The following is a 13452-nucleotide window of genomic DNA, read 5'->3' as shown; positions in this document are numbered from 1 at the left end:
GGGCTGAACTCCGGCTGAGGAGGGGGACGATGGTGGATCTGCGCCGGGTCTGGGAGGGCTCGGCGGCCGGACGCGTGTGGCGCAAGGGCGCCGAACTGGAGCTGCTGCAACGCTCGATGGGCTTCGCCGCGCTCGGCCTGGTCACGTTGATGCCGCTGCTGATCGTGGTCGCCGCGGCGGCGCCCTTCCAACGCACCGGCTTCGCCCAGTGGGTGGTCGACGGCATGGGCCTGTCCCCGCACCCCGCCGAGTCCGTGCAGCGCCTGTTCGCCACACCACGGCGGGTGTTGAGCACCACCAGCGCGCTCAGCCTGGCCTCGCTCGCGATCTTCGGACTGTCCTTCGCGGCCAGCGTCGAGACCGGCTACCGCAAGGTCTGGGAGCTGCCCGCCAGCCCCTGGCACAGCGTGTGGCGGCGCGCGGTGTGGCTCGCGGGCCTGACGGCGTATCTCTTCGCCGAGGCCCAGAGCGGCGCCTTCCTCAGCCACGGCTGGCGGCAGGCCGTCGTCCGCATCACCCTCACCCTCGTCTTCGGCGTCCTCTTCTTCTGGTGGGGCCAGCGCTTCCTCCTCGGCGGCCTCATCACCTGGCGCGCGGCCCTGCCCGGCGCCGTCCTCACCATGGCGGGCCTCGTCGGCCTGCGGGGCTTCTCCTGGCTGGTCTTCTCGCCGCTCATCGTCACCAACGCCGTCACCTACGGCTCGGTCGGCACCGTCTTGATGGTGCAGTGCTGGCTGATCGGCGTCGGCTTCGTCTTCTTCGGCGGCCCCCTCATCGGCTGCGAGATCCAGCAGACCCGCGCCCGCCGGGCGGCCGGCCCCCAGCAGACGGGGACGGAAGCGGAGACAGCGACGGAAGCGGAGACAGAGACGGAAGGAGAGGCGGTGGCGGACGGGGAGGGCCGCGTCGCCGGGTGGCGGCGCGGCCCGTAGGCGTCGGACGGTTCAGCCCCAGGGCTGGGAGACGACCCAGCTCGTGTCGTCGCTCCAGGACGTGGCGCTGTCCCAGGCGTTGGAGCCCCCGTTGCCGCCGATGTAGACGGTGTTGTTGTAGTGGCGGATGTCCTTGTCGGTGTAGTTGACGGACTGGAAGGTGTTGCCCTGGCCGTTGTTGCCCGGCTGCGGGCAGAAGGTGGCGTCCTGGGCGTAGAGGGAACCACCGTCATTGGCATTGAGCTTGAGCTGGAAGTTGGAGTGGCGCAGGTACTGCCCCGAGGTGTTGGCGGACTCGAGGGAGAGGCAGGCGCTGTTGGCCAGACCCGCCCGTACGATCCAGGTCGCGTCGGCCTTGTCGGTCGCCGAACTGGACGCGGACACCGGGGAGATGACCACATTGGCGTCGCTGTCGTCGTGCCGGATGTAGTCGGTGGTGCAGCACGCGGTCGTGGCCCGCAGCGAGATCCGCGAGCCGGGGGTCAGCGAACCGGAACCCGACGACTGCGTCGTGTACCCGACGGAGGCGATGTTGGTCTGCACCGCGTTCTCGGTGGCGTCGGAGGGGTAGCCGGACGTCATCACGCCCTCGTAGAACGTACCGGCGGAGCCCTTGCTGTTGTCGCCGCCGATGCCGAGGATGATCGCGCCCTCCTTGTGCATCGGGTTGTAGCCCGAGACGTTGGGGCGGACGCCGCTGTAGTACGTCGACAGGCCGCCCGACTGCGCGTTGCCGCCGCGGATCGCCCACTGGTTCGGGCCGCCCTTGACCATGGCGGTCAGGTAGCGGAAATTCACCGTCGGGTCGTTGGCGTTGTAGTGCTGGTTCACGCCGGAGAACAGGCCGTTCTCCAGGTCGGCCATGACCCAGGGGCCGTTGCCCGCGCCGTAGCCCCAGACCTTGATGTTCCCGAAGTAGATGGCCTCCATGTGGCCGTTGCCGGTGTCGTTGTTGCTGGTCTCGGCGTTGCCGTAGTCGAAGCAGCAGCCGCCGTTGTAGTGCGTGCCGTCGAGGATCGCGTACATCCCCTCCGGCTGGTCGCCGGTCGCGATCCCGCTGGTGTGGTCGTTGCGGTAGCCGGTGCCGGGCGCCACGTAGACGCCGTACGCCTTGTGGCCGCCCACCGTGGTCGGCGCCGCGGTCGCGTTCGCCAGATTGTCGGGTCCGCCCGCGGCCCCGCCGCCGGGCGCCTGGGTGAGGTTGTTGCCGCGTCCCGACTGGTCGTAGATGACCGTGATCACGCAGGTCGTCCCGGAGCAGAACGAGTCCTGTGCGGCGGCGTTGGCGTATCCGCCCGTGCTCAGCACGCCGATGTTCTGTGTGGCGTTGTCGGAGGCGCGCCTGACCTGGTAGAGCGAGCCGCTGTACGTGGAGTACAGCGCCCGTGTGGTGCTGTGGGCGGCCACGCAGGGGGTGCCGCCCGCGCTGTACGCGTCGCAGGGGAGCGAACCCGCCGCGTGGGAGGTGCCCGTGCCGCCGATCAGGAGACCCGCGACGAGGGTCGCCGCGGCGGCGAGGCAGAGCGCCCATTTCCTGAAGCGGCCCGCTAAGGGATTCGTTGCGGTCAGGGACATGAATGTCCTCCTCGATGTGAGTGGGGGGACCGCCGCCCGGCAGCGGGCGGCGGCGCATCGCACCTGGCCGCACGGCGGATCCGTGACGGTTGCGGTGAGCTCGAATTGTGATCGCTAACAACGCGACATGGTCCAGTGCTGCGACAACGCGAAGGCGGCACGCGGCCGGTGTCGCACGCCGAGGCGCGCCGACCGTGCGTGAACGGTCCTGGCCCGCGCCGTCCCTGGCGGCGGCGGGATACCGGAGGGCCGTTCGCCCCGCCGACGCGCTCCCGACTCCTGGGCCCGTCCGTGGCGGCTCGGCCTGGACGCAGAGCGCGAGAGCGCGTCACGCGGGGGTCTGACCCTCTATCACTTGGCCGTTATTGTTAGCGCTCACTGTGGCGGCGTCAAGGCGTTGCGCAGAAGAAATCCCGCCCTGGGCGCCCCGGCCTCCGTTCGTCGGGCGCTTGGGGGACGGGGGCGGCGGCGCATGGGAGACGTCAAGATCCCGCCCCGGAGTCGGCCGGGCCGCACGGTCCGGGGCGCGGGGGAGGACCATGGAGGGGAGGGCGGCTTTTGTCGCGATTTGCGCGGTGCGCGGTGGGCGGGGGCTGGAGGGTGCGATGAACGGATCGGTGCGGTTGGGCCGGATCGCCGGTGTGCCGCTGCGGATGCACTGGAGCGCGCCCCTGCTGATCGTCTTCGTCAGCGTCGCCCTGGGCGGCGGCGTGCTGTCCGCCTGGGCGCCGGGCCACTCCGCGGCCGCCTACCGCACCGGGGCGCTGATCGGCGCCCTGGCGCTCGCCGTGAGCCTGGTCGCGCACGAGGCGGCCCACGCCCTGGCGGCGCGCCGCGCGAAGATCGAGGTCAAGGACGTGACGGTCTTCGCGCTCGGCGGCGTCACGCGGATGGGGTCGGCGACCACGCCCCGCGACGAGGGCTGGGTGGCGGCGATCGGACCGCTGACCAACCTGGTGCTCGGCGGGCTGTTCCTGGCCGCCGCCGTGGCGGTCGACGACACGCTGCACTGGGCCGTGGCCGCGGCCGTACTCGCCTGGGTCGCGTGGGCCAACGGACTCCTCGGCGTCTTCAACCTGCTGCCCGCCGCCCCGCTCGACGGCGGCCGGGTCCTGCAAGCGGTGATCTGGCGGATCCGCGGCGACCGCGAGCGCGCGGCCAGGATCTCCGGGCGCTGCGGCCAGGTGTTCGGCGTCGCGCTGCTCGCCGGCGGCTGGCTCGAAGTCCTCATAGGCCAGGCCGCGGGGCTGTGGCTGGTCCTGCTCGGCGCCTTCATCTCCTTCACCGCCTACGCGGAGGTCCGCCGCTCGGTGCTGTACGAGACCCTGCGCGGCGTCCGTGTCACCCAGGCGATGCACCCGGCCGTCGCGGGCCAGGACTGGCACACCGTGGACGAATTCCTGGCCACCGGCTTCCGGCGTCGGTGTCCGTACGGTGATTCCGCTGACCGACCTCGACGGCCGGCCCAGCGGCGTCGTCACCGCGTCCGCGCTCCTGTCCGTCCCGGCGGTGCGCAGGCGGGACACCCGGGTACGGGACGTCGCATTGCCATTGGACCGCTGCCTGCTGGTCGACCCCGACGACCGGGTCACCGACGTCTTCGACCGTCTCGCCACCACCTCGGGCAGCCCCGTTCTCGTCCTGCACGACAACCGCGTCGTCGGCGTGGTCACCGCCGAGGACATCGCCGGGCTGACCCGGCGCCACCCGCACCCGCCGGCCCGGCCCCCTGCCACCCACGGGGCGGGCCACACCACCTGACCGAAGGCCGCACCCACGCGGCGGCACGGGGGAGAGGCGACGGAAAGAAGGACTTCTGCCATGGATCCTGAACGCATCGAGCGCATGGTGACCGCCCTGCGCGCACGAGGCGTCATGGCCCACCGAGCCGACGCGGGCGTCTACGAATTCGGCATCGGCGTGGCGCTGGGGGACGGCAGCGAGGCCCAGTGGAACCTCGGCGGAGCCGCCGGGCTGGACGCGGTGGTGACGCGCGACGGCGTCCTCATCGGCTTCCTCCCGCACGTCCTCGGCGGCGCCGCCTTCACCGACGACCAGATCGTCGACGCCATCGCCACCGCCCGCTACCCGGAGGAGGGCCTCTACCCGGCCCAGGACGCCGGCCCGCGGCCCGACGCGCCGACGCCGCCAGGCCCGCCTACGCCGCCCGGCCCGCCCGTGCCGCCCGCGACATCCCGGCCGTCCACCGCGGACCGCCGACCTTCCACCCCGCCCGCGAATCCCCAGCCACCCCCCGCGGACCCTCGGCCGTCCCCCGCGAAGAACGTGCCGACCGCACGGCACCGCACGCTCCTGGCCAGGCTCCGCCGCCTGCGGCGCCTACAGCGGCTCCGCCGGGCCTCGCGCTGACGACGGCCGCTGACCGGTCACCGACCCGGCCACTGACCGACCGCTCACTAACGCTGTCGCCCGCTGACGGCGCCCACGACGGACATCGAGGGCGCGCACGCGTGCGACGGGGCACCGCCGTGGTGGCGGTGCCCCGTCAGGCGCGGGTGGTGCGGGGCTCACACGAGCCAGCGGTGGCGGGCGACGAGAGGGACGCGGGCCCAGGCCCGGCCGAGCCCCCAGGTGGTGCCCGCCGCGGCGAAGGCGAAGAGGATCATCGCGAGGGCGTAGATGAGGTGGTAGTCCACGAACGGGTTGGAGGACATGCTCGGCGCGCCGGTGGACAGGTGCTGCGCGGGCGGCCATTCGGCGGCCCACATCATGGCCATCAAGACGGTGCCCGCGGCGGCGGTCAGACGCAGGGCGACGCCGCTCATGAGGGCGACGCCGATGCCGAGCAGGCCGAGCATGAACAGCCAGTCGGTCCAGCCCTTGCCCGCGATGTCGTGGAAGAACGACTCCAGCGGACCGGCGGAGACACCCGACAGGAACCCCTTGGTGGGCGACCCGCCGTCGATCCAGCCCTTGCCGGAGCCGGTCGCGTAGTGCCAGCCGAAGGTCTTGTCGAGGAAGGCCCACAGGAAGACGAAACCGGTCGCGATCCGTACGGTGGCGAGCGACTTGGCGACGAGCGCGGAGTCGGTGCCGACGGCCGTCGCGTCGCCGCCGCGGTCGGCGGACGCCTTGTTCCGAGCGGGGAGGCGGAACCCTGCGTGCTGCCGGGTGTGGTCGTGGACTGCCATGACGGCTCCCAGTTCAATGGGGGTTGACGTTCGGTCAGACATCACTGTGCCGCGCGGTGTTGGCCGCACGCTGGGGGCTCACGGCCCGACCCGCAGGGCCGAACGGCTCTGCCTGGCGGCCCGGTTGGGCCGAGAGCCCCGAGGCGTCACGTGCCGAGGCGTCGAGGCTTCGAGGCGGCAGGCGTCCCACGGCGGGCCCGTCGGCCACCGTCCGCCGCTGATACCTTCCGGCGCCCCGACAGACCTCACCCGTCCGGCCATCGCGCGACCACTCACCGTGTGCTCATAGCCCGCTCTGTTCGGTGACGGGGGCCGAAGCGCTCATGCGGTCCGGCCGCGGAGCCCGGCGGCGTCCCACGCGGTCCGGTCCACCCACCCGACAGGGCCGTTCGGCCCTCCGCAGACGGCGCGGGAGGCGGGAGCGTGGAGACACGGGGTCAGTCGGCCCCCGTCGTGTCGCTCGACGAGGAGGGACCGACCATGGAACGCGGAATCTGGCTGTGGCGTCTGCGGAAGAATCCGCTGCGCCGACGTTCGTACGCCGTGGAGGCGTGGGCCTTCCTCGCGGCGGCCCTGGCCGCGCTGGTGGTCGCGGTGCTGGTCGGAGTCTCGACCGCGCACGGTCTCGAGCGCGAGTACGCGCAGCAGCGTCTCGACCGGCACAGCACCAGCGCGGTCCTGACCCAGAAGGCCCCGGACGGCTACCGGCTGTCCCGGGTGGACGTACCGGCGCAGTGGAAGGCGCCCGACGGCACCGTGCTCACCGGCATCGTCACGGCCAGTCCCGGCACCTCCCGCGGCGCCGTCGTTCCGGTGTGGACCAACAGCCAGGGTGTCGAGGTCGCGCAGCCGCTGTCCCCCTCCTCCGGGGAATTCCAGGCCGATGTGATCGGTGCGGGAGCGGCCTTCGCCATCTGCGTCGGCGTCCTGATCGGCTGCGGGATCACCACCAAACTCCTCGACCACCGCCGGTGTGCCCGCTGGGACGCCGAGTGGACGGACGCCGACTCGCGCTGGGGCCACCACAGCGTGTGACCGACGGTGCTGGCCCGGCCACGGTCCCGCCAGTACGGTGAGTGACCCGCCGGTCCTTCCGTCTGCCAGGAGACCCCGCCTGTGAGCTTCGCGACGCTGGCCGTCCTGTCCCTGGCCGCCCTGCTGGGCCCGCTGCTGGCCCTGCCGAAACAGTGGCACCTGCCCGTCGTCCTGGGCGAGCTGGCCGCCGGTGTCCTGCTCGGACCCACCGTGATCGGCTACCTGCACGCCGACGATCCGACGTTCGCCTTCCTCGCGGACATCGGCTTCGCCCTGATCATGTTCGTCGCCGGCGCACGGGTACCGGTGCGTGACCCGCAGTTGCGTGCGGGACTGGGCAGCGGGGCCGGGCGCGCCCTGGCCGTCGGCGTCCTGGCGGCGGTCCCCGCATTCCTCCTGGCGCGGGGCTTCGACACGGGGCACACCGCTCTCTATACGGTGCTGATGGCGTCGTCGTCCGCCGCGCTGATCCTGCCGATCGTGGACTCGCTGTCGCTCGGCGGCCCGCAGATCCTGCGCATGCTGCCCCAGGTCGCGGTCGCCGACACGGCCTGCATCGTCGCCCTGCCCCTGGTGATCGACCCGCGCCACGCCGCCCGCGCGGCGCTCGGCGCGTGCGCGGTCATCGCCTGCGCGGCGGCGCTGTTCCTGGTCCTGCGCCGGTTCGAGCGCGACGGCCTGCGGCGCAGAATGCACCGGCTCTCCGAGGAGCGGCGTTTCGCCCTGGAACTGCGGATCAGCCTGGTCATCCTGTTCGCACTGGCCGCGCTCGCCGTGCGGACCCATGTCTCGATCATGCTGGCGGGCTTCTCCTTCGGCCTGGTCGTCTCCGCGATCGGCGAACCCCGCCGCCTGGCGAAACAGCTCTTCGCCCTGACCGAGGGCTTCCTCGGCCCGCTGTTCTTCCTGTGGCTGGGGGCGTCCCTCGATCTGCGCGCCCTGGCCGGTCACCCCTCCTTCGCGGTGCTCGGCGTGGCGCTCGGGCTGGGCGCGGTCGCGGTGCACGCCGCGCTGCGGGTCACCGGCCAGCCCTTCGCCGTGGGCGTCCTCGCCTCCGCCCAGCTCGGCGTCCCGGTGGCCGCCGCGACCCTGGGCACCCAACTGCGCCTGCTCGAACCCGGTGAGGCCGCGGCCCTCATGCTCGGCGCCCTGGTGACCATCGCCGCCGCCACCCTCGCGACCTCCCTCACCGGCCCGAGCACCCCGAAGGACCACGGCCTCGCGGCACCGGCCGCCCCTTGACCGCGAGCCCCGCGCGGCGACGGCGGGCCTCCCGGAATCCGGAAGGCCCGCCGTTCCCACCTCTGGTCGTTCCCGGCCCTCAGCCGGTCCAGGACCAGTCGGCGACCTCGGGGAGGTCGACCCCGTGTTCGCGGATCCAGTCGTGGTGGCGCAGCCGGGTGTCCTCCATCTTCTGACGGACGGGCGCCGCCGCCACCGCGAGGCCGGGGACGCGGTCGATGACGTCCATGACCAGCCGGTAGCGGTCGAGGTCGTTGCGGACCACCATGTCGAACGGCGTGGTGGTGGTGCCGTTCTCCTTGTAGCCGCGCACATGCATATGGGCGTGGCCGGTGCGGCGGTAGGTGAGCCGGTGGATGAGCCACGGGTAGCCGTGGTACGCGAAGATCACCGGCTTGTCGGGGGTGAACAGCGCGTCGTACTCGGCGTCGGGCATGCCGTGCGGGTGTTCGTCCTTGGGCAGCAGCCGCGCCAGATCGACCACGTTGACGACCCGTACCGACAGGTCGGGAAGGTGCTCGCGCAGCAGGGACACGGCGGCGATGGTCTCCTGCGTGGGGACGTCACCGGCGCAGGCCAGGACCACATCGGGTTCCGCGCCGTCCTCGGAGCTCGCCCATTCCCAGATGCCGGCGCCGCGTGCGCAGTGCGCGCGGGCGGCCTCCAGATCGAGCCAGTCGAAGCAGGGCTGCTTCCCGGCGACCACGACGTTCACGTAGTCCTTGGAACGCAGCACGTGATCGGCCACCGACAGCAGGGTGTTGGCGTCCGGCGGCAGGTAGACCCGCACGACCTCGGGGGACTTGTTGAGGACGTGGTCCACGAAGCCGGGGTCCTGGTGCGAGAAGCCGTTGTGGTCCTGCCGCCAGACATGCGACGTCAGAAGGTAGTTGAGCGACGCGATGGGCCGCCGCCACGGCAGCGGCCGTGAGGTGCGCAGCCACTTGATGTGCTGGTTGGCCATCGAGTCGACGATGTGCACGAACGCCTCGTAGCACGAGAACAGGCCGTGACGGCCCGTCAGGAGATAGCCCTCCAGCCACCCTTGGCAGGTGTGCTCGGACAGGATCTCCATCACCCGGCCGCCACGCTCCAGGTGCTCGTCGGTGTCGAGTACCTCGGCCTCCCACGCCTTGCCGCTCACGTCGTAGACGGCTTCGAGCCGGTTGGAGGCGGTCTCGTCCGGGCCGACCAGCCGGAAGTCCCGGTGCTCCGCGGTGTCGGCCATGATCTGCTTCAGCAGCCCGCCGAGCACCCGCGTGGGCTCGTGCAGATTCACCCCCGGCTTGTCGACCGCCACCGCGAAGTCCTCCAGCGGCGGCACCGGCAGGTCGCGCCGGAGCAGACCGCCGTTGGCGTGCGGGTTCAGACCCAGCCGCCGCTCGCCGTCCGGCGTGCAGCTCAGCACCTGGGCGCTCGGGCGGCCGTCCCGGTCGAAGAGCTCCTCGGGGCGGTACGAGCGCAGCCACTGCTCCAACTGGCGCAGGTGCTCCGGGTTGTCACGGACCCCGGCCAGCGGCACCTGGTGCGCCCGCCAGGTGCCCTCCACCGGCAGCCCGTCGACCTCGGCGGGTCCCGTCCAGCCCTTCGGCGTACGGAGCACGATCATCGGCCACCGGGCCCGCTCGCCGTCGTCGCCCGCACGCGCCGCGTCCTGGATGGCGGCGATACGGTCCAGCGCGGTGTCCATGGCCGCGGCCATCGCCCGGTGCACGTCGTGCGGGTCGTCGCCCGTCACGTGGATCGGGTCGTGGCCGTAGCCGCGCAGCAGTTCGTCCAACTCGTGCTCGGGGAGCCGGGCCAGCACCGCAGGGTTGGCGATCTTGTAGCCGTTGAGGTGCAGGATCGGCAGGACGGCGCCGTCGTGCACGGGGTCGAGGAATTTGTTGGAGTGCCAGGAAGTGGCCAGCGGACCGGTCTCCGCCTCGCCGTCGCCCACGACACACGCCACCAGCAGGTCCGGGTTGTCGAAGGCCGCGCCGTACGCGTGGGACAGCGAATATCCCAGCTCGCCGCCCTCGTGGATCGAGCCCGGCGTCTCGGGCGCGACGTGGCTGGGGATGCCGCCGGGGAAGGAGAACTGCCGGAACAGCCGGGCCATGCCGTCCGCGTCCCGCCCGATGTCGGGATAGGTCGCGGAGTAACTGCCGTCGAGCCAGGAGTTGGCCACCACCGCGGGGCCGCCGTGTCCGGGGCCCCACACGCAGAGCGCGTCCAGCCCGCGGGTCCTGATCACCCGGTTGAGGTGGGTGTGCACGAGGTTGAGGCCGGGGGAGGTCCCCCAGTGGCCGAGCAGCCGCGGCTTGATGTGCTCGGGGCGTAGCGGCTCCTCGAGCAGGGGATTGGCGAGCAGGTAGATCTGGCCGACGGACAGGTAGTTGGCCGCCTTCCAGTGGGCGACCAGGGCGGCCAGTTCGGTGTCGTCAAGAGCGCTGCCCGGCTGGGCCGGGGGTGCCTGAGACATGTCTTCCTCCGCGGAGTCGAAGTCGTCGTCCCAGACTCGGAGGTCTCGCCCGCGGTCCGACAGAGCCGACCGGGCAGCGATCGGGGGCCGTTCGGGCCAGCGCCCCCGGGTCGGGACACGGCGTTCCTCGCGCGAGTCTGCCACGAGGTGCCGGTCGGCCGGGGTAACCGCCCGAGGCGTGTGGCGCGATCCGGGCGGAGACGCCTTCCGTATCGCTCACGGAGCAACCGCCCCGGCGCGTGGGGCCGACGCCCCGTCGGGCGGAGCGCCGCGCGTGACTCAGCCGTCCTGCCTGGCCTGGTGGCCGCGGAGCAGCCGGCCGTGGGCGGCACGGGAATGGGTGACGACGCATACGTCGATGTCGTCGCCCGAGCCCTCGACGATGATCTCGCCGACACCCCGGCTGAACAGCCTCTGGAGGCGGGTGCGCCGGGTCGCGCCGATCAGGATCTGGCTGGCGCTCACCCGCCGGGCGAAGTCGAGGACGGCGCGGGCCGGGTCGCCGCTGGTGAGCGTGTGGTACGTGCCGCCGAGCTCTTCCACCAGCGCGCGCTGTTCGGTCGGCAGGTGAGCGGAAGGGGACGTCGACGCGTCGTCGGGCTCGACGTGGACGGCGAGGAATTCGCCTCCCGCGCCGCGGGACGCGGTGCGCTTGGCGCGCCGGATGAGGGTGTCGCCCTCCGCGCCGCCGGAGAGGGCGACCAGCACCCGCTCGCGCGCGGACCAGGGCTGCTGGATGCCGTGGCCCTCGCGGTAGCGCTGAAGAGCCTCCTCCACCCGGTCGGCTGCCCACAGCAGGGCGATCTCGCGCAGGGCGGTGAGGTTTCCGGCGCGGAAGTAGTTGACCAGTGCCAGCTCGGCCCGCTCCGGCGGATAGATGTCGCCGTCGGCCATCCGCTGCCTCAGCGCCTCGGCGGACATGTCCACGAGCTCGATCTGGTCCGCGCCGCGGACCACGTCGTCCGGAACGGTCTCGCGCTGTTTGGCCCCGGTGATGTGCTCCACCACGTCGTTGAGCGATTCGAGATGCTGGATGTTGACGGTGGAGATCACGTTGATGCCCGCGTCGAGCAATTCGTGGACGTCCTGCCAGCGCTTCTTGTTCCGTGCGCCGGGGATGTTGGTGTGGGCCATCTCGTCGACCAGCGCGAGTTGCGGGCGGCGGGCGAGGACGGCGTCGAGGTCCATCTCCGTGAAGGCGCAGTCGCGGTATCCGACGGTCCGGCGCGGCACCTGCTCCAGGCCCTCCGCCATCCGGTGGGTCAGCGGCCTGCCGTAGTCCTCCACGAAGGCGATGACCACGTCGGTGCCCTGGTCGGCACGCAGGTGGCCCTCGCCGAGCATCGCGTACGTCTTGCCCACCCCTGGGGCCGCCCCGAGATACACCCGCAGGCTTCCGCACGCCATGGCCGTTCCCTTCTCGCCGCCGAGGCCGAATCGGCCCGCACATCGACCGGACGCCCCGAGATCTCACCGTTTTATCCTTTATCTCTCCATTCTCCTGGTTATACATATAAAAGGAGGTTTCGCTGCGGGCTCCGTGCCGGTACCTGGCCGACGTGGAGCGGAACCGGGCGGCGGCGCGAGCCGGCCCACCGGCCCCGGCGCCGGGACCTCGCGAGGGCCGGTCGGCCGGGGCGGCCACCCCTTGTGGCCCTGGAACACGGAGTGCGCGCGCCGCACCGTGAAAGGAGAGGGGCGGCAGGCGAGCGCGTCCGCGGAGGAGTGGGTCATGAAGCAGCGTGAGGTCGGGATCGTGATGACGAGTGACGTCGTCAGCGTCCGCCCCGCGACACCGTTCAAGGACATCGCCGGGCTGCTCGGGAAGCACCGGGTGAGCGGTGTGCCGGTGGTGGACGACGACGAGAAGGTGATCGGGGTGATCTCCGCGACCGACCTGATGTTCCGCCAGGCGGAGCAGGCGTGGAACGTCCCCGCGCGGCGCATGTCCTTGAACCGTGCCGCGTACCGGAAGGCGGCCAAGGCCCGCGCCCGCACCGCGGGTGAGCTGATGTCGGCCCCGGCCGTCACCGTCCAGGCGTACGAGTCGGTCGTCGGCGCCGCGCGCACCATGCTGGAGCACGGGGTGGAGCGGCTGCCCGTCCTCGACGAGGAGAGCCGCCTGGTCGGCATCGTGACCCGGCGCGACCTGCTGCGGGTCTTCCTCCGCCCGGACGACGAGATCCGCGCCGAGGTGATCGACGAGGTCTTCGTCAAGACCTTCTGGGCGCCGTCGGACGCGGTGGGGGTCACGGTCTCCGGCGGCGTGGTCACCCTGGAGGGCCGGCTGGAGCGGGCGGACCAGGTGCCGGTGGCCGGCTGGATGACCGGGCGGATCGACGGGGTCGTCGGCGTCGTCAACAGACTCACCTCACGCTTCGACGACTCCCTCGCCGAAGCGAAGCGACCGGAAGGGGCACGGTGATGAGAACCGCTACCACTGGCCTGTTCAGCTCGCTCCCGTCCCCCGGACGGCAGCGGCTGGAGAGCCTTGCCCGAGAGGTGTCGTTCCCCGCGGGCACCCGGATCTACGAGGAGGGCGAGCGGGCCGACCGGTTCTGGGTCGTGCGCACCGGCGCCGTCACCCTCGACCTCCGGCGGCCCGGACGCCCGGCCCCCGAGGTGGAGATGCTGGGCCCCGGAGACCTGCTCGGCTGGTCCTGGCTGTTCCCGCCGTACGTCTGGCAGATGGGCGCCCAGGCCCAAAGCCCCGTGCGGGCACAGGAGTTCGACGCCACCGTGGTACGGGCGCTGGCCGAAGCGGACCCGGTGTTCGGACGAGCCCTGGCGATGAAGGTCGGCGAGGTCGTCGCCCACCGGTTGCAGAGCACCCGGGCCAGACTGCTCGAGCGGTGAGCAGCCCGTGAGCCGCGGAGAACGCGGAAGCGAAGGAGGCTGAGCGGCCTCCCGGCCGTGGGCCCGCGATGGGCGACAACTGCGCTCCAGACCCTGCCCCGACGTCCGATACCGGCCAAGGGACCGTTCGGCCCTAGCAACGGGTCCGTACGACCGTTCATGATCGGAGGACCGGGCGCGGCACACGACAGGGCGA

Annotated in this window: 11 protein-coding genes and 1 pseudogene; 8 read left to right on the top strand and 4 right to left on the bottom strand. The window is 72.1% G+C overall.

Translation table 11 applies throughout. The features are described from left to right. The first annotated feature begins 29 nt into the window (after positions 1–29). Positions 30–932 (top strand): ribonuclease BN, encoded by a 903-nt coding sequence (locus tag ACZ37P_RS33885; protein WP_391052115.1) that lies wholly within the window; start codon positions 30–32, stop codon positions 930–932. 12 nt (positions 933–944) lie between these two features. Here the strand turns inward: ACZ37P_RS33885 and ACZ37P_RS33880 are convergent, their stop codons facing one another. Then, the gene (locus ACZ37P_RS33880) at positions 945–2507 is read right to left on the bottom strand and encodes an alpha-L-arabinofuranosidase B (RefSeq protein WP_467350236.1); all 1563 of its coding nucleotides are present in this window, start codon (positions 2505–2507) and stop codon (positions 945–947) included. Positions 2508–3046: 539 nt separating this feature from the next. Between ACZ37P_RS33880 and ACZ37P_RS33875 the strand changes: the two are divergent. The 3 genes and pseudogenes from ACZ37P_RS33875 to ACZ37P_RS33865 all read left to right on the top strand — a co-directional run. Beyond that, a pseudogene (locus ACZ37P_RS33875) lies at positions 3047–3646 on the top strand (site-2 protease family protein); the annotation flags it as partial. Between the two features lie 199 nt (positions 3647–3845). Then, complete coding sequence (locus tag ACZ37P_RS33870) at positions 3846–4268, top strand: CBS domain-containing protein (protein WP_467350294.1); 423 nt, start codon at positions 3846–3848, stop codon at positions 4266–4268. A gap of 60 nt (positions 4269–4328) precedes the next feature. Next, positions 4329–4877, top strand: a complete 549-nt coding sequence (locus ACZ37P_RS33865; protein ID WP_467350234.1) for a hypothetical protein — start codon at positions 4329–4331, stop codon at positions 4875–4877. Positions 4878–5035: 158 nt separating this feature from the next. On the opposite strand, the gene ACZ37P_RS33860 is transcribed toward ACZ37P_RS33865, so the two are convergent. Then, on the bottom strand, positions 5036–5659 hold the full coding sequence (locus tag ACZ37P_RS33860; RefSeq protein WP_355347459.1) for a hypothetical protein: 624 nt from the start codon (positions 5657–5659) through the stop codon (positions 5036–5038). A gap of 480 nt (positions 5660–6139) precedes the next feature. Here ACZ37P_RS33860 and ACZ37P_RS33855 point away from each other — a divergent pair, with 480 nt between their 5' ends. After that, on the top strand, positions 6140–6694 hold the full coding sequence (locus ACZ37P_RS33855) for an Rv1733c family protein (protein ID WP_391052131.1): 555 nt from the start codon (positions 6140–6142) through the stop codon (positions 6692–6694). A gap of 81 nt (positions 6695–6775) precedes the next feature. Continuing rightward, on the top strand, positions 6776–7936 hold the full coding sequence (locus ACZ37P_RS33850; RefSeq protein ID WP_355347453.1) for a cation:proton antiporter: 1161 nt from the start codon (positions 6776–6778) through the stop codon (positions 7934–7936). Between the two features lie 79 nt (positions 7937–8015). Here the strand turns inward: ACZ37P_RS33850 and ACZ37P_RS33845 are convergent, their stop codons facing one another. Together ACZ37P_RS33845 and ACZ37P_RS33840 are read right to left on the bottom strand one after the other, a co-directional pair. Further along, positions 8016–10400 carry a phosphoketolase family protein gene (locus tag ACZ37P_RS33845; RefSeq protein ID WP_355347450.1) on the bottom strand — a complete coding sequence of 795 codons (2385 nt, stop codon included), beginning with the start codon at positions 10398–10400 and terminating at the stop codon, positions 8016–8018. 279 nt (positions 10401–10679) lie between these two features. Continuing rightward, a complete protein-coding gene (locus ACZ37P_RS33840; protein WP_391164239.1) occupies positions 10680–11807 on the bottom strand; it encodes a universal stress protein in 1128 nt (375 codons plus the stop codon). 325 nt (positions 11808–12132) lie between these two features. Between ACZ37P_RS33840 and ACZ37P_RS33835 the strand changes: the two genes are divergently transcribed. Both ACZ37P_RS33835 and ACZ37P_RS33830 read left to right on the top strand, forming a co-directional pair. After that, positions 12133–12825 (top strand): CBS domain-containing protein, encoded by a 693-nt coding sequence (locus ACZ37P_RS33835; protein WP_355347444.1) that lies wholly within the window; start codon positions 12133–12135, stop codon positions 12823–12825. Beyond that, complete coding sequence (locus tag ACZ37P_RS33830; protein WP_355347441.1) at positions 12825–13256, top strand: cyclic nucleotide-binding domain-containing protein; 432 nt, start codon at positions 12825–12827, stop codon at positions 13254–13256. Before ACZ37P_RS33835 ends, ACZ37P_RS33830 begins: the two co-directional genes overlap by 1 nt. Positions 13257–13452 lie beyond the last annotated feature (196 nt).

The organism is Streptomyces sp. NPDC024632 (assembly GCF_055559175.1).
The sequence above is the reverse complement of the archived record's forward strand: the minus strand, read 5'-3'. Positions and strand labels throughout refer to the sequence as shown.

Bases quoted from the DNA above. Each gene is read 5' to 3' on its own strand.
- ACZ37P_RS33885 (WP_391052115.1), top strand. From the start codon at position 30: ATGGTGGATCTGCGCCGGGTCTGGGAGGGCTCGGCGGCCGGACGCGTG.
- ACZ37P_RS33880 (WP_467350236.1), bottom strand. From the start codon at position 2,507: ATGTCCCTGACCGCAACGAATCCCTTAGCGGGCCGCTTCAGGAAATGG.
- ACZ37P_RS33865 (WP_467350234.1), top strand. From the start codon at position 4,329: ATGGATCCTGAACGCATCGAGCGCATGGTGACCGCCCTGCGCGCACGA.
- ACZ37P_RS33860 (WP_355347459.1), bottom strand. From the start codon at position 5,659: ATGGCAGTCCACGACCACACCCGGCAGCACGCAGGGTTCCGCCTCCCC.
- ACZ37P_RS33855 (WP_391052131.1), top strand. From the start codon at position 6,140: ATGGAACGCGGAATCTGGCTGTGGCGTCTGCGGAAGAATCCGCTGCGC.
- ACZ37P_RS33845 (WP_355347450.1), bottom strand. From the start codon at position 10,400: ATGTCTCAGGCACCCCCGGCCCAGCCGGGCAGCGCTCTTGACGACACC.
- ACZ37P_RS33840 (WP_391164239.1), bottom strand. From the start codon at position 11,807: ATGGCGTGCGGAAGCCTGCGGGTGTATCTCGGGGCGGCCCCAGGGGTG.
- ACZ37P_RS33835 (WP_355347444.1), top strand. From the start codon at position 12,133: ATGAAGCAGCGTGAGGTCGGGATCGTGATGACGAGTGACGTCGTCAGC.
- ACZ37P_RS33830 (WP_355347441.1), top strand. From the start codon at position 12,825: ATGAGAACCGCTACCACTGGCCTGTTCAGCTCGCTCCCGTCCCCCGGA.